Here is a 23,341-nt window from a genome sequence, read left to right on the forward strand (position 1 = left end):
AAAGGGTTTGGCCCCGTAGCTCAGCTGGATAGAGCAACTGACTTCTAATCTGTAGGTCGAGAGTTCGAATCTCTCCGGGGTCACCAATAGCCCTCCCTGCTCCTCTCACAAAAGCAGGGAGACAAACAAACTCATATCTTCTAAAAATGAGGAAGAAAATAATGAGTAAGACGATTCGCAGTAGTTGACGACTGCCGACAGCGGTTCACTCATTGGTGGCAATTGTCATATCAAGCACGCAATTAATCCGAGCTCTGCGCAGCAGACCGCAAATATACAAATCACACTACAGACTCATTGCCTTTGCTTATCAATCTCTCGTATTGAGAATGCGGATATGGTAGGCCCATCAATCAGTCGTCCATCACAGATCATATTGGCAATATCAGCTGACCGCAGCCATTGGAAATCCTCTAGTTCCCAATCACCGCCTTGTTTGAGGCTATCGAGCATAGGAATAGATGGAACGTCATCAAGCCGTATTTCCATCACTCGCACGTCGTCTTGAAGCACCCCGGCATCGGCATGAAGCCTGTGCAACTGACGGACGGCGTCAGGCTGAGCCCGCAATCCAGTCTCTTCATGCAATTCGCGAATGGCTGTGGTCTGGGGATTCTCGCCTTGCTCCCCCATGCCTCGCGGAAATTCCCACAGCCAGTCTTCTACAGCGACCCGCCAGTGGCGCGCTATCAGGTAGAAATCCTCTCCCCCTCGTTCTACGACTGTCACGCAAATCACGCCTGGTTGACCCTGTTTGACAGATGCCACGTGCAAGGTCATACCTGCACCTGTGTCCCTCACTTTGACATCCACAGCAGTCACGGTAAAGTCAGCTCCCCCCGCTTCCTCGAAGACTTTTCTACGCCTTATTTCCTGTAAAGGGCTACCGGGCCTCAGCTCATCAGCGTTTTTCACAGTCACCTTCCTGGTCGATAATTACCGTTGAGCGAATACCATAGTTTGTGTTGCCGTATGCTGGTCGTGCATCCACTCCACCATTGTCAGCAACTCGGGAAATACTTCAATGAACCAGGCCGCAATCAATATCAGGATAATGGACATTGATCCTGAAAAAATAACCTTGTCACAGATAACAGATATGGATGCGAGAATCAGGGTCACAATGAACTGTTTGATGATTCTTGAGTTGTCCTGCTTTCGATCAAGCTGCGATGCAAACTTCTGCACACAATAGGCAATGTTACGAATATGCCGCTGCTGGTCAGAGTCCGGAGCGTTCGGTCGACAATTACGCCACTGTTTGATCGCGTCTCTTGACTGATAACAGAACTGCACGAAACACGCGGAAGGCATATGCCCCAATAATTCTGTGACTTTGCCCGACAGCATCAATGAGCGCCCACCGGTCCGGCCTGCAAAGCGCTCATACGAATTCGGTTTGCTTTGTACAGCCATAAGGCAGCAGCCCAGATAATCCGCCATTGCTAAGCGGTAGACGAACTGGTACCAGTCTACCAGCGTTTGCTGGTCGCATTCCATGGTCCTACTGCAATCAGCCCTACCTACCGGCAAGGCCGACTGCCTGATAAGCGCAAAGGCCTTGGATCGTCTCGGTTCATGACTTATCTTGTCCAAAACATTTCGGAATGCGGTTTTTTCTGCCTCGTTCGCCTTGGAAGCAGAACACCAGGAACGCAGGCAATCGGCGTTTTCACTGACAACAGGAAGAAAGGCATCATTGAAGCTGCGGACGATGCCGCAATTCGACTCGGTTTGAGAACGTTGTTGCTCATACCTAATGAGACCCTTCCGTTCCGCATCTATCCATTCCTGCCAGCGCTGAGCCAGCAATCGGCAGGTACCATCAGACAGGTCTTGCTGGCAGTATGCAGCATACAAGCAAGCGATCCTCTGAGCTATCGACCCGTGATCGCCTGCATGCCCATTCAAGACAGCTCTAGCCTGTGGTGCAAATCGTTGACTTTCTTCAGAAGTAACGGTCTTTTGTAAAACTTGATACTCCAGCGGACGCAGCGTACCTATATCCGTCAAGTCAACCGCCTCTCCTTCAGCCGAAAGTTGCTGCTGATTATCAGGCGGCACTGTAGTGAACCGCAACAGACATTGCTCCAAGGTCGGTTGTCTGCCGGATACGGTGAGGAAAGGCTTTTCATAACCATTTTGTCCCAGAAGGTCAAGAACTACATCAGGACCAAATGCCAGGAAATAGATACCATCAAAGAGCTCCGCGTCAGTGACAAGAACCTGAGGACTATAAAGGAATGCAGTTCTGAGAATGCCGGCAAATCGTTCAAGAAACTCTGGATGCTGCTGAATGGTCCTCTCGCAGATGCTTACGCCGTCATGACCCTCTGACCAGAACTTCGAGTTCACCTCTGGAACGCGCTTTTGATCGCACTTTAGATTGTGGTTGCATAGATGCCTGACCCGATTCCAATCGCTCAGCTGTTCTTCTGAATCGAAGTTGGTCAGCATGATGGCATACAAACATCCGCTCTGACTCATGTCTATATGCTAGACCTCGTGTTTGCCTGCTTGTCCAGCACATTCCCCCTAAAGCCGACGGCACCAGTGGTCCGGCCTAAATTCAGCCTTGGCAGCTTCAAGTCCGATATGACAGCGAACCTGGCAGGTCGAACAAGTTGAAGGTCACGGCGGCCATCCTGGCTTTTTTCTTGGGCTGCTTCGGCATACAGAACTTTTATCTTTTGATAAGACCGGGCATGGGGTCACACAGCTGCTGATCATCATCTTCGTTCTCTTCATCAGCTCTCTCATCTCTTCGAACTAGGACATCGTTGAAGGTGCGCAAATTTTTGGCTCACATCCAGGTTTGCCTTACCACATGGACGGCAAGGTACTCCAGCTGCAGGATTGGAGAAGACAGACAATCAGCAGAGCTTGGCACAGACGTCGTCTGATCGCGTCACGACACCCGCAGGATGCCGTGAGCGCCCTTTTCAGCCAGGCTCATCACGTGGTTGACTATGGAATAGTCGCCAGGCTGATCGACCTTGAGCTCTACAAAGCCGCCTTGGGCCGGCAGGAGGGGCAGGACCTGGGCTCCGGCTGATGAAAATGAGGCAGCGTCGGAATTCCCTCGAGAACCTCCACCGATCAGATAGCGTCCCTCAGTCCAGACCGTATCGAACTGGGTTCCCACAATGTGGAAGGACAGCGGCTGGTTGGGTCCGGCGTCCAGAACCCAGATGCGGACCCTTTGCCCCTTTTCCAGCTTGAAGGGATGAGCGTCATATTGAAAGGCCCGTCCGTTGAAGGTCATGATATCCGGATTCATGGCCGCTACCTTTTCCGCATTGGCAGCCCCTCCATTGGACCCCAGATAAATTTCGGACTGGACCAGAACATATTCAGCAGCCACGGGCGGCAGCGTGCCGTCATCGACAACCACAGCCCCATACATGCCGTTGGCTATGTGGTTTGACATGGGGTCGCTGCTGCAGTGGTACATCCAAATGCCAGCCCGATCAGCGGTGAAGGTGTACAGGAGCTCCTTGCCTGGCTCTATATTGCGCATCATGGTCTGAGGGACGGCCGGACCGGCATGAAAGTCGATGGAATGGCTCATGCTTCCCTTGTTCCTGATGGTGACTTCAAAAGTGTCTCCCACACGGCCCCTTAACACCGGACCCTGAGCCAAAGGGCGCGATCCGCTATCCCGCGAATCGTTCGCGTCGTCGAAGCTCCAGACCGTGCGCTCAAACCCCGCAGCCACCTTTTCCTTGCGTTCCTTGATATCCAGTGCGTATTTTCTGGTTCCAGCCCTCCCCTGATCATCCAGTGGCGGAAGAGCGGCCTTGGCGGGGTCGCTCTTCTCAGCCTGAGACTTGAGCTTGGCGGCTGAAGGGACATGGCTTAGGGCCACCTTCCCAGCTGAGGACTGACCTTGCCCGGCAACAATTCCACCCCTGGTTTTGACCTTGAGCTCCATGCCCATCTGGCGGTGTCCTGCCAGCGAGCACCATCCCAATGTGTCCCCGCCTAGGACCCCCACGTCGACCGAGACGCTCTGGCCTACCGGAACTGACCCTGTGCTCTTGCCATTGGCGAAAACCAAGTCGTGCCGCTGATCTCCGGTGTTCCTAAAATCTACAATCAGCCGGTCTCCTGCATCGATGGTGATGGTATCCGGCACAAAGGCCATCCCTTTTACCTTGATCGTTGCTCTGCTGGTGTGACCCGTCGGCTGGACGCTCTTTGACGATGCCTCCTGGACGCCTCCGGCACTAGGTGCCGCCCCGACCGGGACAGCCAGCGTCGGCCGCAGGGCCATCAGAACCATGGCGGCCACCAGGACCAGCACGGTAGCGGAAGTGGCAACCAGATCCGTTCTTAGGGCCAGGGTTCCCACTTGTTCGGTTTGCGAACCCTCAGGCTGGCGACGACGGTAGCGTTTGGATGCCAGGACCTGCTTGCCGCGAGCGGCCAGGTACACCACGGTCAGCATCATGGAGAGGATTCCCAGGACATTCAGCAGGTTCCCCGCCTTCCATAAGGGCGTGTAGAGCCGGATGGTTCCAAGGAGCCTGATCAGCAAGCCAGCCTGCATAAGCGCCCAGGCAACCCAGAGGAGCGGGTGAAAGGGCAGGGGCCTGCGGATGACCGAGGGGACGATCATGCAGACATGGGCGATGACCATGGTCATGATGAATCCGATAGCCAAGGCATGCAGCGCCATATCCCTCCAGTAGGTGCTGGAATCCAAGGGCGCCGCCATCCAGATAAGGGCAGCCAGAAGTCCCCAGGCGTATGCCGACAGCATGCAGGTGCCCATGAATCCCGGCAGGCCGCCATGACGGAAGGTGCCCTTGGCCACATCATGACTGGCCATGACCAGGAGGAGCAGTCCCAGCGACAGCCCCAGAAGTGGATAGCCGATCGAAGGCGCCATGGCTTGGATCGGCAGCATCAGGACTGTCAGGAGGCTCAGACCCAGGATTCCCGATTCAAGACGAATATCCGAAAAGACCGCCCTGGCCAGCTCCACCCGCTCCCCCACGATGGTCAGAATAAGAAAGAAGAGCCAGGTTGGGGCCAGAACCGAGGCGTCCAACCCTGCAACCCATGCAGCAGCTCCGACCAGACCAACCAGGGATCCGAGGACCTGTATGAGCACCTCTGCAGAAGGCTGCCGACGCCAGATGGCCAAGTACATGGCTGTCAGGATCAACATGGACAAAGTCCACGGAATGCCGCCAAAAAGCTCCACCTTGACCCATGCTGAGGCATCACAATGGCTTGAAACCATCAACGACAGCAGGCAGAGCAGAGACCCCAGCAAGCCCAAGGTAGGAGCAAAAAATCCCCAGGAGGGTTTGCTGGATCCGCCGCTGCGGTAGGCCACTGCCCTCTCCAGGCCAATGGCAGCGCCCAAAAACCCATAGACCATGAGCCCGCCGTGCAGGTCAGCCAGCGGCACCCTGCCTGAAGGGTGAATCAGATCCGCGCGAATCAGCGCCGCAACAAGGCCAAGCAATGCAGCCAGACCTGCGCCGATGAGGAGGGCCATCCTGGACCTGGGCAAGGCCGTCCTGCCGCCGGACTTGCGCATCTTTGGGTCATCCTGCATGGGTCTGTCCGCCTTGTCCTGGGTTGATAATTGATTGGATAGTTATACAATTTAATCGATGAGTCAGAAAATTCAACCCTCTAAGCAAGGGATCCATGCCCCCTCTGGGCGCAGAAGCGGGGAGGAGATCCGCTCTGCAATTTTGGATCATCTGCATACGGCAGCCGAACAGACCGGTGCTGGCCTAACTGCGCAGCAGATCGGAGCAGCCTTCGGCATCCATCCGACGACCGCTCGTTTCCATCTTGAACGCCTGGTCGAACAGGGCGAGGCTGTCCGTCAGACAAGAGACAGGGAAGGTCGATCGGCCGGTCGAGGCAGACCGGCTGTCATCTACTCCCCTATATTTACAAACCATGCCAGGGAGGATATGATCTCCTCGCTCTGCTCCGCACTGGAAACTGCCTGTCCCGATGCTGACAGCAGAGGTAGGGCTGCGCTGAAAGCAGGTCAGGTCTGGGGTCGTACCCTGGCCAGACAAAGCGGGGCGAATGCCGAGAAGGACGTGTCCTCGAGCATGTCGCAGACGCTGTTGAATACTCTGGCCACCCTGGGTTTTGCTCCGGTTATGGCAGAACCGGATTCATCGAGCCTGTTTCTGACCGCATGCCCCTTCTTGGACAGTGTCAACGCCCATCCCATTATCTGCACGATCCATCTGGGGATGGTCCAAGGAATCGTGGAAGGCAGCAGCAAAGCGGCCAGGAATAAAAGAGCCCGTGTATCGCTGGAACCTCTGTCGTCGCCAAAGGGATGCTTTCTGAAAGCAGCAAAAGCGGACAACCAATCAAAAAGGAGAGCAAAGCAATGACCTACGTGATTGCCCAACCTTGCGTGGACGTCAAGGACAAGGCCTGCGTAGATGAGTGCCCGGTGGATTGCATCTACGAGGGCCCCAGGAACCTGTATATCAACCCCAACGAATGCATCGACTGCGGCGCCTGCGAGCCGGTCTGCCCTGTGGAGGCGATCTTCTATGAAGAAGACCTGCCAGAGGAATGGACCTGGTTCAAGGATGCCTCCGAAGACTTCTTCACCCAGGTCGGTGATGCCGGCGGCGCCCAGGCCCAGGGACCCTACGATCACGACCATCCACAGGTCGCCGCCCTGCCCCACCAGGATAATTTCGTCTGTGTCCAGCCGGAATCGCGCGGCCAGCGCGCGGTCTGGGTCCGCAAGGACCAAATGGAATGAAGGCCGTTTCAAGCCAGGACGATCACCTGGTCTTCCCAGACTTTCTGGACCGCCCTGTGGAGGAAGCCGCCCGTCTGCTTTTGGGCTGCCTGATCATCCGTGACTACGAGTCGGAAGGAAAACAGGCCAGGGTACGGATCGTGGAAACCGAAGCCTACGATCAGAATGATCCGGCCAGCCATGCCTACCATGGACGATCGGCTCGCAATGCCGCTCTCTTCGGCCCCAGCGGACACATGTATGTCTACTTCACCTATGGCATGCACTACTGCCTGAACATCTCCTGCCAGCAGGACGGGTTCGGCGCCGGTGTGCTGATTCGGGCCTGCCAGCCAGTGCAGGGTCTGGACCTTCTGCGCATCCACAGGCACGGACGTCACCCGGACCGGGATCTGACCAACGGTCCCGCCAAGCTCTGCCAGGCATTGGACATTGACAAGCGCTACTATGGCCATGACCTTAGAAAACCGCCCATCCGTCTGGCAGCCGACGGACTGGCCCAGGACGAGACCGTCACGGCAACGCCCCGAATAGGCATATCCCACGCCAAGGAGACTCTGCGAAGGTTCGTCATCACAGGTAATTCCTACCTGTCTCGATAAGTGAGCGACAATGCTTCACCTTTGGCTCGCACTGTCTAAAAGAGTGGCTTATCGCTCAATGAAGCGTGACTCGACACAGCTCTGGAAGCGGACAAGTGAGAGAATGACGGCAGCCAGCAGAGCAATGATCAGCATGCCCATGAAACTGCCGGTCACCGGATCCAGGCCAAACGCTGTTGAGAAAGCCTTGAAGACCCAGGTGGATGCCGTAAAACCAAGGCTGGTGGTGGCTGAAAAGACCCCCATGACCAGCGGATAGCGCTTGTGCTCAGTCAGATTGGACAGATAGTAGGGGCAGGTGGCCATATTGATGGCACTGCCCGACCCAATCAGAAATGCCGATAAACAAACCAGCGGGAATGAGCGAGTGGTCAGGAAAAGCAGGGCGCCCAGGGCCATCAGAAGGAAGGCGGCCGGAATGGTCCATTGCCGGCAAATCCGCTTGATGCCGTTGATGCCAAGCCCGATCACGACCGAGGAACCCGTGTTGAACATCAGGGCCACCCCGGCTGCGCTGGTGCCACCCAAACCGTATTTGGCTATGTAGACAGCGAGCTTGTTGTACAGGACCGCGACCAGGAAAATGCTCAGGAACCCGATGAGGATACAGGAAACGGTAGCCCACCAGCATTGTCCGCTTTTTTGAGAAGAAGACGATGCTTCAGATCTTACGGCCTTTTCCGACTCCTCCTCGACGGCACCGACTCCGGGGACCATGAAGATGACCAAGACCAAGGCAGGCAAGGCCAGAAAATAGAGCCAATAGTTGTGCAGCCAACCTCCCTTGGCCAGAACACCACCCAGGGCAAGGACCAGCATGGAAGAGCCATCCTGAACAGCCAGGACCAGCCCCATCAGCGCCGCCAACTGCTTCCCGCGGAAGAACCCGGCCGACAGGCTGGGGAGGACTGTAGTGGCGATACCCACGCCAAACCCGACAACCAAAGCAAAGAGAAGAAGCTGACTCACGCTGCCATGCACAACCAAGGGCATCAAGCCGCCCAGGGCGACACACAGACAGCTGATGCAGGCAGCGGTTCTGAAACTCATTCTGGTCAAGAGCTGACCGAACAGAAGAGCTGAAACTATGGCAGCCGAGGAGCCGATGGAAACCACCGACTCGACAGTTGAAGGATCAGCATGAGGAAAGGATGCTTGGATGGCTGCAACGGAAGGAGAGATGATGGAGTCAAACCGCGACATGATGGCCAAGGCCATGATTCCGACCAGAACCCCAAGGTTCCGTCTGGCCAATATCCCTGTGTTCTTAGGCTTAGACGCGCACGGGTCCGGTTCCACCGTTGCTGCCTCCCTCTCAATATCAGCGGCACCATTCCTGGTTGATGGGGGTAGTCTACTCCAGCAGCAGGGCCATGCCAACCAACACGACGAGGAAGAGCAGATTAAACGCGGTATAGATTTTCAGGTAATCGCCTTTCTTGCCCGGATACTGCTTGACCACAGCCTTGTAGGAAATCAGTGAGGCCATCGAAGCAACCAGGGTGCCGAGCCCGCCCAGGTTGGTACCCAGAATGATCGGGCGCCAGGCTGTCGAAAAACCTGAGACCAGCAGGGCTGTGGGCACATTGCTGATGACCTGGCTGCACAGGACCGAGGTAATCAAAGGGTGGATATTGACCAGGCCACTGACCAGGTTGTAGAACTGGGGGATCCGTCTGGCATTGCCTATAAAGATGAAGAAAGCCACGAAGGTCAGGAGCAGTCCCCAATCCACATGCAGAAAGACCCGCCTGTCGCAGATCAGAAAGGTCACCGCCACCACCAGAACCATGGCCCACTGGGGAATCAGCTTGGCCACACCAAGCAGGCAGACAAGAAAGAGCAGGAGGTAGACGGTGATGCGCCATCCGCTGGACTGCTGCATCTCCTTGACCTGAGGCTGTATCCCCTCCTCCCTGGGCGCTAGTATGCTGCGGCGGATCTCTTGCGCATCCATGCCCTCGAACTTATTCAAATGCTGATTCCTGAAGACGAACCAGCAGCACAGGAAGAGCATCAGGGCTGCAGCCAGGGCATAAGGCACCATGAGGAGGAGGAACTCCCCGGCAGGCATCTCGGAGCGGGCCTTGAGATATAAGTTGTGAGCATTGCCGATAGGCGTCAGCATGCTGCCCACATTGGCACCCAGGGTCATCAAAGTGACGATCAGCAGAGCATGGTTTTCCAGGCCAGCCATGATGAGAACAGCAATGGCGAAGGGCACGAAAGTGACCAGGGCTACATCGTTCGTGATGAACATGCTGGAGAAGAAAGGCAGGGAAACCAGCACCAAGGCCAGGCCCCGCACCGAGCGGACACGACTCAGCAGGCCGGCACCAATGGCATGGAAGACCCCGATGCGCTGAAAGCCGCAGACCACCATCATGAGGGAACCCAGCTGGGTGAGGGTATTGACGTGGATGTAGCCAAGATACTGCCGGTCGGGAGGAATGAGGATGCAGGATACGAGAGCGATGACTGCCGCGACGACCAGGACGGTTTCGTTCTTCAGCAGTCCGATCACCCGATGTTGCATGGTCACCTCCGGCGAACGAATTCCTCACTTAGTTTACGCGCCCGCCCACGGCTTACAGGGCCTCTCTTGGCGCTATTTTCCGCCACTAAGCCCAAGGTCGGGACACTCGGCGCTACTGGCTGCTGGCCTGTCTAGTCCCGACTTTTGACCCTTGTCGGATACGCATAGAGTCGGATGCCTATGAGACATGGAAAGGGGTCCTGCGAATCAGTGCATTCGCAGGACCCCTATCAGACCGGAATATTACCTGTCGTTCATTCGTTCCGGATCGGGAATCAGATAGGACAGAGCCAGGGCGATCAGCACCAGCACGCCGCCGCCGATCATAGCCGCAATGTATCCAGTACGGGCTCCGCCGGATACTGCCAAGCCGCTCATGCATGCATAGAGGACCGCATAGCTCAGGCCTGAGCCCAGGTTGAAGGCTCCGGCGTTGAGTCCCGGCAGATAGCCGGTGTTGTCCGCAGGAGACAGAACCACGCCCAGCCCATTGAGCATAATGTTAGCCGTCCCTGCGTAGGAGACACCTAGGATCAGGGAGAGCGCCACCAGGCTCCAGATGCTGGGGGCAAGGCAGACGTAGATGCCAAAGACCAGTCCCAGCACGCTGACCAATTGACCGACTCTCAGAACCTTGAGATAGCCGAAGCGCGAGGCCAGCATCCCAGCCACAGGGCCAAAGACCAGACCGACCAGGGCATATGGGGTCAGCGTCGCAAAGGAGACGATGCTGGCCTTCAAGCCGACGCCGACCTCGCCATCCTGAGCAAGCGCCGGAACGATCCCGTTCATGATGGCGAAGACGCCGACCATGGTGGTCAGAGTCGTCAGCAGAAGGCCCCAGGTGCGCCGCTGCTTGAGGTAGGTGGTGGTGACCATGGGTGCCGACGTGGTGCTTTCGACTTTCCAGAAAATCATGAAGAAGACCGCAGCAACCAGGATCTCGACGACCACCAGGATCCAGCGCGCCTGAGCCAGCTTCTCGACCTCGTTGATAGCCAGGTAGGCCGCCAGGAAGGCTATGCAGAGGAAGACCACGCCGGCCCAGTCCATGCGGGGACGATCGTCTGCATAGCTCTCGCGGGCGAAAACTGCTACTAGGAGGACAGCAATCACTGCAATGGCCACCATGAACCAGAAGACCGACCGGAAGCCGAAGGTGCCGGCCAGCCAACCGCCTAGGATGGCATCCACGCCTCCGATGCCGCCGTTGACCGCCGTCAAAACGGCCATGAGCTTGGCGTAGCGGGCCTCATCGGTCACTTCGGCATGCAGCATGATCAGGGTCATGGGTACGACCGGACCGGCCACTCCTTGAATGACGCGCCCAATCATCAGCATCGTCACATTGGGAGCCAGAGCGGAGACCACGCATCCCAGCGCCGTCAGGCTCAGCATGCCCAGCAGCACCTTCTTGCGGCCGGCCAAATCGCCCAGCCGAGGCAGGAAGAGGGAGAAGACGGCACAGGAGGTGAAGAACACCGTTTGTGTCAGACCAATGCTGGAGCTGCTGGCATTGAGCTCGGTTTCCATGGTCGTTAGGGCCGGCGAGAGCATGGAGGCGTTGAGCTGGAAGGCGAAGACGGCGGCCATCAGGGCCGTCATCAAGGCGACAATAGAAGCGCCAGAGCCACCAGCGGTCGTGGCAGCGGGCTTGTCGGTCTTGGGTGCGGCTGCGTTCGAAGTCTTCATTGATTTCATCCAATCGTGGTGATGGCCTTGACCACCAGGTCCCAGAATCCCTGGAAGTCCAGCTTGACAGCCACCTGGGTGTGGCAGTCCTCAGCAGAGGGCTCAGGGCCGCGCAGATCGGCCACGGTCATCCCGCAGGTCAGGTCCCCGCGCAGCTCCACATCAACCGGGCAACGACGGGTGCTCACAACAGAGGGGTCGATCAGATAGGCCACAGTGCAGGGATCATGCACAGGCGGATCCACGAAGTCCTGGTTGTCCTGGTAGGACTTGCGGAAGAAGTCCATCAACCCGCTGACGAAATGGGCCAGATCGGTGCCGATGCCCTCAATGCGCTGCTGGACCTCCGGGGTGCACAGGGCCTGATGAGTCAGATCCAGCCCCACCATGGTGACCGGCCAGGGCTCGTTGAAGACGATATGTGCGGCCTCGGGATCCACCTTGATGTTGAATTCAGCAACAGCGCTCCAGTTGCCCACATGGTAACCGCCGCCCATGAGCACAACCTCTTGAACGCGATCGACAATGCGGGGTTCCTTGCGAACGGCCATAGCGATGTTGGTCAGGGGTCCAGTGGGAACCAGAGTCACCGTGCCCGGCTCCTCGCGCATGATGGTCTCGATGATCCAATCGACAGCGTGGCCAGGATCCAGGGGCCGGGTAGGTTCGGGGAGCTCGACACCGTCCAGACCCGTCTGACCATGGATGGAGGCGGCTACTTCCTGAGGACGCACCAAGGGCCTATCACATCCGGCATGGACCGGCACCTGGCGCGCATGAGCCTTTTCCAGCACAGCCCTCGCGTTGTAGGTAACCTTGTCCAGACTCTGGTTGCCGCCAACCGTAGTCACTCCGATCAGGTCGATCCGCGGATCGCCTACTGCCAGAAGGATAGCCACCGCATCGTCATGACCTGGATCGCAGTCCAGGATGATCTTGCGCGTCGTCATATACTCGCCTGCGCCTTTCTCATGAATATGTCCTGGGCCATGGATCATGGCCCAGGACATGATACCCCTGATTGGCATTCAATCCTTGTAGGCGCGTTAAGCTGGTCAGTCCTGGACGCAGGCGAACCCACCCACTGCCCAGGCCAGTCGATTCCGAAGCTCGGGATCGACTGCGAATAGCCCCAATCCGTGCACCCCTCGTTTGAGCAACACATTGAACTCATGACGAAGGTTATCCACAGGATTCATCTCTGGCTCCGACCGATGATTAGTCGCCAGTGTGTTGCAACTGAACTTCGGTTCGAATTTGATCTTTCCATTCCTATAAGTGACTGATGGTCCAATGATGACCCCCGCGTAGTTGAGGTCAAAACCTTGGATGGTGAATATGGAGCCCACCTCATCGATGGTGAAGGGCAGCTCGGCCCAGGCAATCCGGTGATTTGCAGCAGAGTTTCCCTGGGCCTCATATAGCTCGTAATTCCAAGGCATGGCGAATTCACCATCCCCTTCCTGACCCTCTTCGGCCCACACCCACTGGCCTGAATCCCCTTGGCGCAGTACAACCTGCCAATGACGGGACGAATCCAGTGGATCCGGGTGTTTCTTGCTGCTGTAAGGCCAGTCATAGGTGGCCAGGAGTCGGCAAAGGCCCAAGGAGCCCTCTCCCCTTTGCTCCCTGTCTTTACAACGAATAAACTCCCTTAAATCCTTGGGCGAATCAAAAACCTTAATCTCATAAGGATGCTCCCAAGGATCCGGATGCAGTGGTTCAATGACACCATCTTTGGCTGTCATCCGATCCAGCCAGGCGCAGGTTGCAGGGTCAGCCTGAATACGCATCTGTTGATCCAAACGAACATGACTGACCTGGAAGGTATCCTCGTGCGCCTGACCGTCCCGTGACTTTTCGTGGATGAGCATAGGTTGCGAGAAGGTCTTATCATGCTCAGAACCAGTCAATCCCAGAAGCCGACTTTCCTGGGCATCCACGAACTGAGACCCACGCAAGACCTGTTCGGGATCGAAGACCACGATGGCTACTTTTGCCCGCCGTAGGATGTCATAGAGCTGGTTGCTTCCGGAGTAGCTCTGCGACCCTTGCGTCAGCAACAGGTGCGCCTCGTCAATCAGCACCACATCCGCCTTGGCATCGACGCTATTCATGGGGTCAGCTGCCCTGCCTGTGGACCGGCCATTTCGATTGGTGTGCTTGCTGAATCGGTTGATGAACTGGACAGCTCCAACCACACACTGACCGCGTTTCTTCTGCAATCCCAGCTTCAGAGCCATCTGGTTGTAGACATTAGCCTGCTCGACCTGGTTGACAATAATATAGGAACGCTGCCTGGCCTTTGACGAATGGTTATCGTCATCGCCGTTCAAGTTTCCATAGATGCCATATCTAGCACATATTTGATAGAAGAGATGACTGAGCAAAACGGTCTTGCCAGTCCCTGACATACCCTGAACGACAATGACCTGGGTATCGGCGTCACCATCAATCTGCACCGGATCCGTCGACTCCGTCATCGAGTGGAAACCTTCGCCAGGGTTTTGAATAATCACCGACTCCAACACATGCAGAACAGCCTCTTCAGCCCGCCGTTGTTCGTCGGTGAGTTTGCGGAAGGGCGAGGCTTTGAACAGGGCAGAGTCCAGGATCGTCTTCTCTTCCGGGAACAGATCGGGCTCCATTTCATGCAGAGTCTGCCAAGCCTTGGAAAAGATGCTGTCGAATTCATCGCTGGTGTAGTACATGTCCTGAGCGTTGGTTCTACGGTTCATAACCAGCTTGACCGCGTCGACGCTCTGCATATACCCCATCAGCCGATTTTCCATATCCAAGGTCAAGGACTTATTGAAGTGGCGATCGCCGATGATGTATTGACAAACCCTGTCCTGATGATTGCGCATAAATCGCACCAGGCGTTCCCAATCCGTCCGGGTCCGTGGGTCCAGCTCAATATGCTGCCTGGTTCGAGAACGGATATCGTTGGTTTCCCCGACGTAAACCACATAAGGAGGCTCACCGCCGTGCTTTTTGCTGCTGTCCCTTTCGTCGGCAGAGACAATATATACAGTGGGATAGCGTAGAAACAGCTCCTCAAGCAGCCTCCTCTCCACCTTACTGCCCTGACCGCCAACATCTTTCGTCCGCTTGTACTCTGCAATAGCCTTGGAAAAATCCTCATCGCTGAAATCGCCATAGGGCAGCGTCATCACCACAGGCTGCGGCGCGCTTGATGAATCCATGGTTTTCACTATGCCACGAACCCACACCAATCTGATGGCAGGAGGGCCGGCTGATAGGCTCGAAATCATGATCAGCAAGGAAACGGAAACAGCGGTGATGGATTTTGTGCACGAGCGCGACTGGGATCAATTCCACACGCCCGCCAACCTGGCCAAATCAATCTGCATCGAAGCTGCCGAGCTCTTGGAATGCTATCAGTGGGGGGATGATCCCAGGGACGCAGATGAAGGCCATGTGGCCGACGAACTGGCTGACGTGCTGACCTATTGCATCCAGCTGGCGGATCGGCTGGATCTGGACATGGATCGAATCATCATGGACAAACTGCAGAGGACGGCCGACAGGTATCCAGTGGCTACTTCGCGCGGCTCCAGCCGAAAATATCGCCCCCTGCAGTAGACAGCTTGATTCAGCAGGTCTGCGCAGCCGGTGACCCCGATCGTTCGAGTCGCTTGGCGATCAATGCTGACAGATCATCCAAGGTGACTCCAACATAGCTATTCATGGAAGCGAACTGGGGACCTGAAGAGGTGTCGACCGGGTTGGTGCCGGTATAGGCCACAGTGGTGGCTCCCGATGCCACAGCAGAAGTGATACCAGTCAGGGTGTCTTCGAAAGCCAAGCAAGAGACCATTTGATCAGGACTTGTGATGCCCAGCAGACCCGCCGCATGCAGATAAGGAGCGGGATCAGGCTTTTGCGCCAGTCCGTCATCCCCACACACATAGTCGGCAAAAGCCCTGTCAGGAGCCTTGTCGACCACAGCCTCAGCCATTCGGCGTGGCGAAGTAGTGACCAGAATGGAGGGGATGCCAGCCTCAACCAGATCTGCCAGGATGTCGCGGACCCCGTCGATCCAAGGCATATGACGCTCCTCCATGGCAATCACCCCGTCGATCAACAGATCTGGAATCTTATCCTCTGGAAGGTTAAGACCCCGCTCGCGCATCACCCTTGCCACTTTGGACAGAGGCTTGCCGGAAACCTGCCAACCCATGTCAGTATTCCAGTCTCCTCCATGCTTGCGCGCTAGATCTACCTCGGCCTGATGCCAGTAAGGCTCTGAGTCGATCAGGGTTCCGTCCATATCCCAGAAGACAGCAAGCGGTCGACGGCCCTCAACAGACCGGGCTTTGTCAGCTGACTCGGCAGGACTTGCTTCCTTTAGATGCTCCATGTTCATGCATTCACCCTATCGGCAGGGCTTGTCGGCAGTCAAAACGCCCACAAGAACAGGAAGGGCCAACTGATCTAACCAGCAGTTCACTCGGCGTTGCCGAAGACCTGGTTGCGCAAGTTGTTACGCTGGGTCTCGTATTGAGTGAGCTGGCCGAGAAGGTCGAACTTCTCCTGGCCGTCGGGCAACTGATTCATCTGGTGCTTGACCGAGGCAATCAGCCGCATGTAGGTGGCATCCAGCAGCCTTGCCAGCAGCTCTGAGGCATACTGACGCTCCTCTGGGCTAGGCTGCTTCAGCTGAACATCCGCGCCCTCGGAGCCTGCGCTCTGATCGTCCCCCTTGTCGCCTTTCCTGGAGCCGGGTCCTGAGCCCCTCTGCTTATCCTCCTGCTTATCCAGATTCAGCGGCAGGGGCATGACGGCCAGCTCATTAATGGCCGACTCCAGCATGGGCCCGCCAGCCTTGGTCAGATTATGCATCCATAGTCCTTGGGGCGTCTTCCTGCCAGGCAGCCCTCCGGCGGCCTGCACCGCCCGATAGAGGGAGCGGAAAATCGGAACCTCGAAACTGTCCGGACTCAGCTGGGCGAAGGCATTCGATCCGACCGCTCTGGGAATTTGGATAAGCACGCCCATGAACTGCTGCTCGCAGATGAAGACGGCATCATCAATGTGGTGGTAGCCCTGTCGAAGGGCGTCCTCACGCTGTATTCTGCGGCGTCGCATGGCATCGTCACTGCCCTGGCCCGCACGACCCTCTGATTCACCCGCACCGCGGTGAGGAGTTCGGACCGCATAGGCATCCTGGTCCTTCACATGCAGCTTGCGACGGGCCCTGTTGACCTCCTGGCGCAGCAGATCCAGATCCACGCCGATTTTTCTGGCAGTCTTGCGAGTGTAGGCCCCTACCAGGGAGCGATCTCTGATCTGGGCCAGGATTGGTGCTACGGCCTTGACCGCCCCCATCTGCCCGGTGGTGTACTGGGTATCGAACATGGCCACGGCGGTGTCGATGACGAAGTCATAGAGCGGCCGGGCATGCTCGACCAGGGAACGCACGGCCTCATCGCCATAGCGGATGCGCAGATCACATGGATCCAGATTCTCCCGAGCCACTGCCACGAAGGTCTGCGTCAGAAAGCTCCCATCAAGGCCGAAGGCATGCAGGGCGGCCTTCTGCCCGGCGGCATCACCGTCGAAGGTGAAAACCACCCGGGAACCCTGGACCGGCCCGATCAGCTGGATGGCGCCGAGGGCGTCGTCGGAGATGAGCCGGCGGACGATCTTGGCATGATCCTCGCCGAATGCAGTGCCGCAGGTTGCTACAGCCGTATCGACACCGGCAAGGTGGCAGGCCATGACGTCGGTATAGCCCTCCACGATAACCACCTGCCGCTTTTTGACGATGGCGTCTTTGGCCAGGTCGATGCCGTAGAGCACCTGGTTCTTGCGGTAGAGCTGGGTGTCCGGCGTGTTGATGTACTTGGCGTTGATGCCGTCGTCCTCGTAGAGCTTGCGAGCGCCAAAGCCGAGGGTACGGCCAGTGGAATCCCTGATAGGCCAGGTGACCCTGCCCCGGAAATAGTCATAGACCCCCCGTTGCCCCTGCCTGGCCAGACCTGCATCCAGCATCTCCTGCTGGGTGAAACCCTTGGTAGCCAGGTGGCGAACCAGATTGTCCCATCCGCGTGGGGCGTATCCGCAGCCGAAATGCGCACTGTCAGCCTGAGAGAAGGTTCTGCCCGCCAAGAGCTTGCGCGCTGCCAGCGCCTCCTTGCTCATGATCTGCGAGACGAAGAAACGCTGGGCCTCCTCGTTGGCCTCCAGCAACCGGGAACGTTTGGACCCCCGGCGCTTGTCCTGGCGGGAGTTTTCGTAATGCAGCTCGATCTGGTACTTGTCTGCCAGAATCTCGACTGCATCGCCGAACTCGACGTTCTCCTCCTGCTCCACGTAGGTAAAGACATCGCCGCCCAGGCCGCAGCCGAAGCAGTGCCAGACCCCCATGGACGGACGCACCGAAAAGGACGGGGACTTCTCATCGTGGAAGGGGCACAAGCCCATATAAGTGCCGGAACCGGAAGGCTTCAGAGTCACGCTTTCAGAGACGATCTCATACAGATCGGCCTTGGCTCTGACCTTCTCGATGTCTTCCTTCTTGATCATTCCGGACATGACACCCAGCCTACCGGCCCAGGCCGATGTGTTGCGCCCGGCATAAATGCCGCAGGCCTAGGGGCAGACCAGGGAATGCAGGGCCAACGCCGAGCCGTCGGTCAGAGAGGCCACCTGGTCGATGGCCACCCTCAGGCGCTCCCCGTCTGAACCCGCATGGCGCCAATCCTCCAGGAAGACATCCTCCAGAGCATCCGAAGGTGCTGGCGAGTCGGCCATCATCACCTCAACCAGGTCGGTCACGATTTTCAGCTGCTCTGCATGGAAGGGCTCCTTCTCACGGGGAGCCATGACGAAGTAGACAGCAATCCCCTTCAAGGCCACAATCTCATAGGAGGTCCGGGGAGGAATGACCAGCCCTCCCGAGTACCTGGTCAGCGGACCTTGGCCATGGCGGCTTCGGGTGGCCGCCTCCACGGAGTCGGCAAAGCGCCCTATCAGATAGCTGGTGGTGTTCTTCAACGTAGCCAGGGCCCGACGTGAACCGTCGAAGCCCAACGGCAACATGCCACGGACGGTTTCCAAAGCTCGTACCAGCTGGTCAGCATCCCATCGGTCGCCATACCAGGATCGGGCAGCCCGGACCACGCCATCGATGATACTGGGCTCAGCCAGTCGCTCAGGCACGAAAGAACCGACCACGATGGCATCCTCCACGTCATGGACGCTGTAGGCGATGTCATCAGCCAAATCCATGACCTGGCACTCCATAGGAGTGCTGGCCTGCGGCGCCCCCTGCTTGAGCCAATGAAAGACCTCTTGGTCGTCAGGGTAGACGCAGAACTTGGCCGTCCTCTCCCCCTTGGGATGAGCCGAGGCCTCGGCCAGGGTCCAGGGATATTTGACCGCAGCATCCAAGGCAGCCCTGGTCAGGTTGACCCCTGCCGAGCGTCCGTCCGGATGGAAGACCTTAGGCTCCAGCCTGGTCAGCAATCGAAGGGTCTGTGCATTACCCTCGAATCCCCCTATGTCGGAGGCCAGCGAAGACAGGGCGCGTTCGCCGTTGTGGCCGAAGGGCGGATGGCCCAGGTCATGGGCCAAGCAGGCACAATCCACCACGTCGGGGTCGCAGCCCAGCATGGTCCCGATCTGCCGTCCAATCTGGGCCACCTCCAGGGTGTGGGTCAGCCGCGTACGAGCAAAGTCGTCGGTGCCGGCGACCAGGATCTGCGTCTTGGCCCCCAACCGACGCAAGGCTGAAGAATGGACAAGACGCGCCCTATCACGTTCAAAGGCGGTCCTGCTGCTGGTCTTTGGAGGCTCTGGCGCCCACCGTTCCTGATCCTGAGTGGAGTAGCCCTCGGCCAGCAGGCGGGATCCGCCCTCCTCGTCAGTGCCCATCAGGCGCGCCCGCTCCGTTCAGTCCAGATTGTCCACGACCACCACTTCAGTGGGCACATTGCCCGCCGTTGCCTTGGAATAGGGGCAGAGCTCCTGGGTGCGTTCCACCAGGCGGGTGGCCAGATCACGATCGACGCCGGGCAGGCAGACCTCAATTAGAGCCTTGATGCCAAAGGACTCGCCCTGGTCGCCAAGAGAGATATGAGTGCGCACCTTGCTCTGGGCCAACTTGGTGGCTGGCACACGCAACTCCTTGCCGGCCAGTCCCATAGCTCCCTGGAAGCAGGCTCCCCAACCGATGGCGAAGAGCTGCTCGGGGTTGGTGCCCTGGCCCTTGCCCCCCATGGCCTTGGGTGTATCCAGGTCCAGGGAGAGATCGGGCTCGTGGCTATCCGCATGGCCCTCGCGGCCTCCGGTGATGTCAGCTACGGCTGTGTATGAGATATTGCTGGGTTCATTTCCTGTATATGTAGTCATAACCTCATCTCACCACTTATATTGCCCCTTGACAAGGCCCCAAGCCCAGGTTCTACCTGTGATAGTGGTCTCAAAGAATGGATTCAGCGGCCATCAGATGCAGGTCGGCAGGGTCGATCACCTCATGCACGCCCAAGTAGAGCCGTGGAATCCGGCTGCGCAGGCAGGTGAAGATCTCATAGCTGATGGTGTCGGCGGCCCGGGCCCAGTCGTCAGCGGTTGGCTCGGCCTGATCCTCTCCACTTCCTGGACCGAAGAGAACAACGGTATCGCCTTCGCTCACCCCCAGATCGGAAGCCATGCCCTTGAGGTCAAGCACGCACTGGTCCATGCAGACCCTGCCAGCGACGCGAACCAACTTGGGCCCTTGACGAGTCATCAGACGGACGGGTCCGCCCCGGTGCTCCCGGCCCATGGCGCCCTGGCGGTCAAAGCCCGAAGCAGACCGATGGATCCCGTCAGCGTAGCCCAGGGGCATGATGGCCGTGCTGGTGGGCTTCTCCGTCAAATAGGTGCGCCCATAGGAGATGCCATGGCCGGCCGGCATATCCTTGACAGTGCCTAGCTGGGCCTGGAGGGTCATGGCCGGACGCAGACCATAATCGGCCGAAACCCCCATGGAGGGATCAGGCTCGTATCCGTACAGGCCGATGCCCGGTCGGGTCAGATCGTAATGTATCCCAGGACGGGTCAGCGTGGCGGCGGTATTGGCCAAATGCCGGATTTCGGGTTTCATGCCTGCGGCCGTCATCTTGTCGGAGAACTCCTCGAAGAGCGCGATTTGCTCGTCAGTGGACGACACAAACTCGTCCACGCCAGGCATGTCGGCCACTGCCAGATGGCTGAAAAGCCCCACAGGCTCCAACAGCCCCTTGGCGGCCAGGCTTGAGAGCTCGTGCAGGGCATCCCCGAAGGCTTCAGGGGTGAAGCCGTTGCGTCCAAAGCCGGTATCCACCTTGATATGGACGCGTGCAGGTCTGCCGGCCAGATCTGCCGCCTGGGCTGCCATCTCCATGGTCTTTAGGGAACCGATGCCCAGATCGATGTCAGCCTGGATCAACTGATCAAAGGGGGCGCGGTCCCCATTGAACATCCAGGACAGAATCCGGCAACGGTCGGGGCCGATGCCTGCACGACGCAGACGCAGGGCCTCGCTGGACTGGGCCGTTCCCAGCCAAGTTGCCCCGCCCGCCAGTGCCGCTAGGGCGGCGGGGATGAGCCCGTGGCCGTAGGCATCGGCCTTGACCACACCCATGACTGCAGCACCGGGGTTCGTGGAATGAACCAGCTTCACCAGGGTGGCCATATTGACCTTCAAGGTCCGCAAGTCCACGATGATCTGTCCAGGATAGGCCCGAAGAGCTTGCTCGTAATGCCGCTGGCCCTCGGGCCCGGAGAACCGCCATGCCGGTGCTGCGCTCAATGTCATGGCTCCATTGTGCGACGGCGCTGCGACGGTCGGCCTCCGCCCTCAGACGGCAACCAAGCGCCTGGCTGCCCTTTCGCGCTCAGCCAGGTCAAGGGGCCGATCGTGCCGCTGGTAGGCCACCCGCACGTTCTCGATCTCCTTGTTCTCAGGCATGATGATGTTGCCGCAGCGGGTGAAACCGTGGGTCTCCAGGATGTGCTGCATGGCATAATTCTTCAGTCCCGTATCGGCGCGGATGTTCTCGTACCGGCGCATGCTCCAGTCAAGCAGGTCCCCGGCCGCATGACGCCCAAGTCCCGAGGCAGCCACCCGATGGATGGTGGTATAGGGCCGGTCGTCCAGCCAGCTGCCGTCAATGACCTTATAATCAGGTTCCGGGTCATTGAAGAGGGCAAAAACGCCGATGATGCGCTCGTGGCTGCCCTTGTGCTCGTCCAACTCAGGTTCAGGGTAGGCAGGATCGTCAGGAATCTGATCCATGTCAGCCGCATCGTCAACCAAGAGCATGGTGTGGCCCCCGGCGATGTCCTCGCGGATGCGTTCGGGCAGGGGGTACTTGTCCCCCCACTGACGGGGGTTGCCAGTCTCGGCCATCCGCTTTCTGGCGTAGGCGTAGACAGGCATGATCGCCTCAAAGTCGTCCATGGTGGCATGACGGATCCAACGTGCAGTTTCCATCGTGTAGCTGCTCACTGTGGCTACCTCTTTCTCGACCGGTTCGGCAGGGACGAGACCCGCCCCCGCGATTGCCGAAGTACGAGTGTATCCATCAGCAGGCAGTCACGAAGTGAGTACGCATTGAGCGAATCAGGGAATAGTTTGGGCTATTCTGCGCTCTCCTGAACCCGGCCTTCCGAGCGCAAACGGCGAGCACGAGTCAGGTTGACCACGCTATGCCGACTGACCAGACGGGTTGGCATGACCACATGCCGCTGGAACTCCTTGCCCTGGCGTGCATCGAGGATCATTCCCACCGCCATCCTGGCCATCAAATCAAATGGCTGGTCCACCGTGGTAAGAGCGGGCATCAGATAAGAGGATGGATATACGTTGTCGAATCCGACCACAGACAGGTCTTGCCCGGGTTCCAGTCCACGTTCGCGAGCCGCTCTATAGATATTGACGGCTGTCAAGTCGTTGCAGGCCAGAATCGCAGTTGGACGATGTGCGCGGTCCAGCAGATCACAAGCGGCTTGGTACCCTCTGTCAGGCAAATAATCTCCCTGTTGAACCATGTTTGACGGCAGACTGGCACCAATGGCTGCCAATGCTGCTCGGTATCCAGCCAGTCTGGCTTGCGCGGATTGCACATTCGCCGGTCCAGCGATGACGCCAATGCACCTGTGCCCGGCGTCAAGAAGGCATTTGGCCGCTTGGTATCCTCCAGTCCAATTGTCTAGCGTTATGCTCATGTCCTCATCGCTTACCAAGTCCACCGGATCGACCGCCACCAGGGGAATGCCCCTTGCCTTGAGCACATTCTTGCCCTCCTGGTCTATGGAGGACATCTGGGTGATCACACCCAGCGGGTTGCGATCAATGATCCCCCTCAGGCATTCCTCGGCACGCCGCTGGTGATCGGTCTGTGTCACCGTCAGAGCCAGACCGGCATCCAAAGCCCACTTTGAGGCATAACGTATCATCTCGATAGTGCCATTGTTGGCAATATAATCCACAACCAGCTCAATAGTCTGAGCAATCTTCGTGCTGACAAGCGGATGCGCATAGCCCTCGTCTGCCAAAGCTTTTTCGACCCTTCGACGGGTTTTTGCCGCCACGCCCGGTCGACCGTTGATCACCTTGGAGACGGTCGAAGCAGAGATGCCGAGCTGCTCGGCTATGGCGCCAACGTGCGGATTGCCTGGTTCCTGTCTGGCCATGTGCGTCCTTTCCATTACCCACCAATCGTAACCAAGGAAGCAGCTAAAGCATCCATG

The 23,341-nt window shown here is 57.9% G+C and carries 20 protein-coding genes and 1 tRNA gene; 6 read left to right on the forward strand and 15 right to left on the reverse strand.

Annotated features, from left to right (window positions below; all coding sequences use genetic code 11):
* Positions 1-9 precede the first annotated feature (9 nt).
* A tRNA-Arg gene (locus ACUIAG_RS04120) sits at positions 10-86 on the forward strand.
* Between the two features lie 208 nt (positions 87-294).
* Here the strand turns inward: ACUIAG_RS04120 and ACUIAG_RS04125 are convergent.
* Both ACUIAG_RS04125 and ACUIAG_RS04130 read right to left on the reverse strand, forming a co-directional pair.
* Positions 295-915 carry an NUDIX hydrolase gene (locus ACUIAG_RS04125; RefSeq protein WP_445340274.1) on the reverse strand — a complete coding sequence of 207 codons (621 nt, stop codon included), beginning with the start codon at positions 913-915 and terminating at the stop codon, positions 295-297.
* A 21-nt stretch (positions 916-936) separates the two neighbouring features.
* Positions 937-2,487, reverse strand: coding sequence for a hypothetical protein (locus tag ACUIAG_RS04130; RefSeq protein WP_445340275.1), 1,551 nt, complete (start codon positions 2,485-2,487; stop codon positions 937-939).
* A gap of 137 nt (positions 2,488-2,624) precedes the next feature.
* Between ACUIAG_RS04130 and ACUIAG_RS04135 the strand changes: the two genes are divergently transcribed.
* Positions 2,625-2,726 (forward strand): NINE protein, encoded by a 102-nt coding sequence (locus ACUIAG_RS04135; RefSeq protein WP_396166189.1) that lies wholly within the window; start codon positions 2,625-2,627, stop codon positions 2,724-2,726.
* Between the two features lie 182 nt (positions 2,727-2,908).
* Here the strand turns inward: ACUIAG_RS04135 and ACUIAG_RS04140 are convergent, their stop codons facing one another.
* A complete protein-coding gene (locus ACUIAG_RS04140; protein ID WP_445340276.1) occupies positions 2,909-5,572 on the reverse strand; it encodes a multicopper oxidase domain-containing protein in 2,664 nt (887 codons plus the stop codon).
* 58 nt (positions 5,573-5,630) lie between these two features.
* Between ACUIAG_RS04140 and ACUIAG_RS04145 the strand changes: the two genes are divergently transcribed.
* Genes ACUIAG_RS04145 through ACUIAG_RS04155 form a run of 3 tightly spaced genes read left to right on the forward strand, consistent with a single transcriptional unit; the run spans position 5,631 to position 7,368 of the window.
* Positions 5,631-6,383 (forward strand): helix-turn-helix transcriptional regulator, encoded by a 753-nt coding sequence (locus ACUIAG_RS04145; RefSeq protein ID WP_445340277.1) that lies wholly within the window; start codon positions 5,631-5,633, stop codon positions 6,381-6,383.
* Complete coding sequence (gene fdxA / locus ACUIAG_RS04150; protein WP_445340278.1) at positions 6,380-6,766, forward strand: ferredoxin; 387 nt, start codon at positions 6,380-6,382, stop codon at positions 6,764-6,766. The genes ACUIAG_RS04145 and fdxA overlap by 4 nt, the downstream gene beginning before the upstream one ends.
* Positions 6,763-7,368 (forward strand): DNA-3-methyladenine glycosylase, encoded by a 606-nt coding sequence (locus ACUIAG_RS04155; RefSeq protein WP_445340279.1) that lies wholly within the window; start codon positions 6,763-6,765, stop codon positions 7,366-7,368. Before fdxA ends, ACUIAG_RS04155 begins: the two co-directional genes overlap by 4 nt.
* A 48-nt stretch (positions 7,369-7,416) precedes the next feature.
* Here ACUIAG_RS04155 and ACUIAG_RS04160 read toward each other — a convergent pair whose 3' ends face one another.
* The 5 genes from ACUIAG_RS04160 to ACUIAG_RS04180 all read right to left on the reverse strand — a co-directional run bounded on the left by ACUIAG_RS04160 (position 7,417) and on the right by ACUIAG_RS04180 (position 14,802).
* Positions 7,417-8,622: an MFS transporter gene (locus ACUIAG_RS04160; protein WP_445340280.1), complete on the reverse strand. Its 1,206-nt coding sequence runs from the start codon at positions 8,620-8,622 to the stop codon at positions 7,417-7,419.
* A gap of 100 nt (positions 8,623-8,722) precedes the next feature.
* Positions 8,723-9,904, reverse strand: a complete 1,182-nt coding sequence (locus ACUIAG_RS04165; protein WP_445340281.1) for an SLC13 family permease — start codon at positions 9,902-9,904, stop codon at positions 8,723-8,725.
* Positions 9,905-10,147: 243 nt separating this feature from the next.
* The gene (gene uriT, locus ACUIAG_RS04170) at positions 10,148-11,596 is read right to left on the reverse strand and encodes a uridine transporter UriT (RefSeq protein ID WP_445340282.1); all 1,449 of its coding nucleotides are present in this window, start codon (positions 11,594-11,596) and stop codon (positions 10,148-10,150) included.
* A 5-nt stretch (positions 11,597-11,601) separates the two neighbouring features.
* Positions 11,602-12,546 carry a uridine-preferring nucleoside hydrolase UriH gene (gene uriH / locus ACUIAG_RS04175; protein ID WP_445340283.1) on the reverse strand — a complete coding sequence of 315 codons (945 nt, stop codon included), beginning with the start codon at positions 12,544-12,546 and terminating at the stop codon, positions 11,602-11,604.
* Positions 12,547-12,651: 105 nt separating this feature from the next.
* Complete coding sequence (locus ACUIAG_RS04180; protein ID WP_445340284.1) at positions 12,652-14,802, reverse strand: DUF2075 domain-containing protein; 2,151 nt, start codon at positions 14,800-14,802, stop codon at positions 12,652-12,654.
* Positions 14,803-14,869: 67 nt separating this feature from the next.
* Here ACUIAG_RS04180 and ACUIAG_RS04185 point away from each other — a divergent pair, with 67 nt between their 5' ends.
* The gene (locus ACUIAG_RS04185; RefSeq protein WP_445340285.1) at positions 14,870-15,202 is read left to right on the forward strand and encodes a nucleotide pyrophosphohydrolase; all 333 of its coding nucleotides are present in this window, start codon (positions 14,870-14,872) and stop codon (positions 15,200-15,202) included.
* 10 nt (positions 15,203-15,212) lie between these two features.
* Here ACUIAG_RS04185 and ACUIAG_RS04190 read toward each other — a convergent pair whose 3' ends face one another.
* The 7 genes from ACUIAG_RS04190 to ACUIAG_RS04220 form a co-directional block, all read right to left on the reverse strand.
* On the reverse strand, positions 15,213-15,986 hold the full coding sequence (locus ACUIAG_RS04190) for an HAD family hydrolase (RefSeq protein WP_445340286.1): 774 nt from the start codon (positions 15,984-15,986) through the stop codon (positions 15,213-15,215).
* An 80-nt stretch (positions 15,987-16,066) separates the two neighbouring features.
* Entirely contained in the window at positions 16,067-18,157 is a 2,091-nt protein-coding gene (dnaG, locus tag ACUIAG_RS04195) for a DNA primase (RefSeq protein WP_445340287.1), read from the reverse strand.
* Between the two features lie 57 nt (positions 18,158-18,214).
* Positions 18,215-19,498: a deoxyguanosinetriphosphate triphosphohydrolase gene (locus ACUIAG_RS04200; RefSeq protein ID WP_445340288.1), complete on the reverse strand. Its 1,284-nt coding sequence runs from the start codon at positions 19,496-19,498 to the stop codon at positions 18,215-18,217.
* An 18-nt stretch (positions 19,499-19,516) separates the two neighbouring features.
* On the reverse strand, positions 19,517-19,975 hold the full coding sequence (locus ACUIAG_RS04205; protein ID WP_024626651.1) for an Ohr family peroxiredoxin: 459 nt from the start codon (positions 19,973-19,975) through the stop codon (positions 19,517-19,519).
* 70 nt (positions 19,976-20,045) lie between these two features.
* Positions 20,046-21,404 carry an alanine racemase gene (gene alr, locus ACUIAG_RS04210; protein WP_445340289.1) on the reverse strand — a complete coding sequence of 453 codons (1,359 nt, stop codon included), beginning with the start codon at positions 21,402-21,404 and terminating at the stop codon, positions 20,046-20,048.
* A 42-nt stretch (positions 21,405-21,446) separates the two neighbouring features.
* Positions 21,447-22,082, reverse strand: coding sequence for an N-acetyltransferase (locus ACUIAG_RS04215; RefSeq protein ID WP_445340290.1), 636 nt, complete (start codon positions 22,080-22,082; stop codon positions 21,447-21,449).
* Between the two features lie 146 nt (positions 22,083-22,228).
* A complete protein-coding gene (locus tag ACUIAG_RS04220) occupies positions 22,229-23,284 on the reverse strand; it encodes a LacI family DNA-binding transcriptional regulator (protein ID WP_198199952.1) in 1,056 nt (351 codons plus the stop codon).
* Positions 23,285-23,341: the final 57 nt, after the last annotated feature.

Source organism: Bifidobacterium sp. ESL0825 (genome assembly GCF_052606465.1).